General features: G+C 60.5%; 2 protein-coding genes and 1 pseudogene. 2 read left to right on the top strand and 1 reads right to left on the bottom strand.

Annotated features, from left to right (window positions below):
• Positions 1–126: 126 nt before the first annotated feature.
• Both L630_RS0120660 and L630_RS0120655 read left to right on the top strand, forming a co-directional pair.
• A complete protein-coding gene (locus L630_RS0120660) occupies positions 127–339 on the top strand; it encodes a hypothetical protein (RefSeq protein ID WP_144702926.1) in 213 nt (70 codons plus the stop codon).
• On the top strand, positions 340–972 hold the full coding sequence (locus L630_RS0120655) for a zeta toxin family protein (protein ID WP_024850058.1): 633 nt from the start codon (positions 340–342) through the stop codon (positions 970–972).
• Positions 973–1,234: 262 nt separating this feature from the next.
• On the opposite strand, the pseudogene L630_RS23525 reads toward L630_RS0120655, so the two are convergent.
• Positions 1,235–1,535 (bottom strand): annotated as a pseudogene (locus tag L630_RS23525) (transposase); the annotation flags it as partial.

Below are 1,535 nucleotides of genomic sequence, written 5' to 3'. Positions count from 1 at the left end.
AGCTTATCCCGTTCGCTCCGGCACCACTAGATGTGGCCCCCGCGAGGAGCCAGGGAAAAGTCTGGATCGGAGGAGAGAGAGGGCGTATGTTGTCTAGTGGATGGCAGCCGTAAGAAGGCAGGCGAAATGATCATTGAGCATTGGCGCAGGAACGAAGCAAGGGTCCGTCAGGCAGGCAGGATTGCCATTGAGGAAGCCCGTCGTGCAGGAGCGCCCGCTTACTATCACGACCCGAAGGCAGGCGGAATCGTGCGTGAGATGCCAGACGGCTCGCGGCAACTCGTCGCGGTCGTCGGCGGTCAGGACATCGTCATGCAGGAACTTGGGCCGAGACGCTAGTTGCCACGCGAAGCCAAGCAGTATTGTACCGTTCTGGGCGGCCCGAACGGTTCCGGGAAATCCACGATCTTTCGATATCTGCAGCCGCCGGGCGACTTCATCAACACGGATGTCGTGGCGAGAGGAATCAATCCTGTCTCGCCAGAATCGGCATCCATGGCAGCCGGCAGGTGGGTCTTGAACCGTCTGGACCAGGTGATCGCAGCCCGACAGAACTTCGTCTACGAAACCACCCTCAGTAGCCACCAATCCCTGGCTCTGATGTCACGATGTCGATCTGTTGAATATGAGGTTTCCCTGGTTTTTGTTGCGCTCAATTCCGTCGACCTGAATGTGCGACGGGTGGCCGAGAGAGTCGCAGCAGGCGGGCACCACATCCCCGAGCACGTTATCCGAAGGAGATATGAAACCGCGTTTTCTCGGCTGCCGGATGCAATTCGGATAGCGGACAGAGTGCTGTTGTTCGACAACAGTTCAGTCGAGCCTGCCATGCTCATGTCCATCGAATTCGGGAACATCGCTGAGAACCATCTCGATGAAGCGTTTTCGTTGCATATGAGACTGGCCGAGGCCGTAGGACAGGCGCTAGACATCAGTTCGGATATGGTACTCAAGGCCGCGCGATACAGCTAAAGCACCTCGATGATCGACCTCACGGTCAGTGCGTATCGAACACGAACGCCGTCCGCCTCTTGGCCAGCACAGGCCGCGACGGCTTCTTCCGGCGATAGGCGCGCTCATCCGGCGGGTAGTCCGGATCGAGCAGCAGCTTGGCGTAGCGCAACGGGACGTTGGCCTGCCGCGCCCGCAGGTATGCGTCTTCCCGTGCCTCCTCGTCATACTCCCCGCGGATGGCCTTCTTCAGCTCGCGGAACACGGGCCGCTTCCCGGTGATATCCCAGTAGGTCCCGGCGCCGACCTTGACGCCGATCCCGAGCAGCCGCTCGAAGGACGACCGATAGTGGCGCCGTCGGTTGAAGCGGTAGACGAACTCCTGGAGATACACCTCGGCGTGCTTCTTCCGGAGGCCATGGTAGACGCCCATCGACCAGCGCTTCAGCAGCGAGAAGAGGCGGTGTATCTGCTTCAGCAGCACGTGGGCCGGGATGTGCTTGGGGATCGGGATCTCGTGATGTCCGCGACCCGCCATGTTGCGGTAGGCGGTGTTGCCGTCTGTCACGATCAGCGTGCCCGGC

This window comes from Aminobacter sp. J41 (genome assembly GCF_000526635.1).
Lineage (GTDB): Bacteria > Pseudomonadota > Alphaproteobacteria > Rhizobiales > Rhizobiaceae > Aerobium.
Note: the sequence above shows the minus strand (reverse complement) of the source record. Positions and strands in the feature narration are given on the sequence as shown.

Coding starts and splice junctions, on each gene's coding strand:
- L630_RS0120660 (WP_144702926.1), top strand. CDS start 127: ATGATCATTGAGCATTGGCGCAGGAACGAAGCAAGGGTCCGTCAGGCA.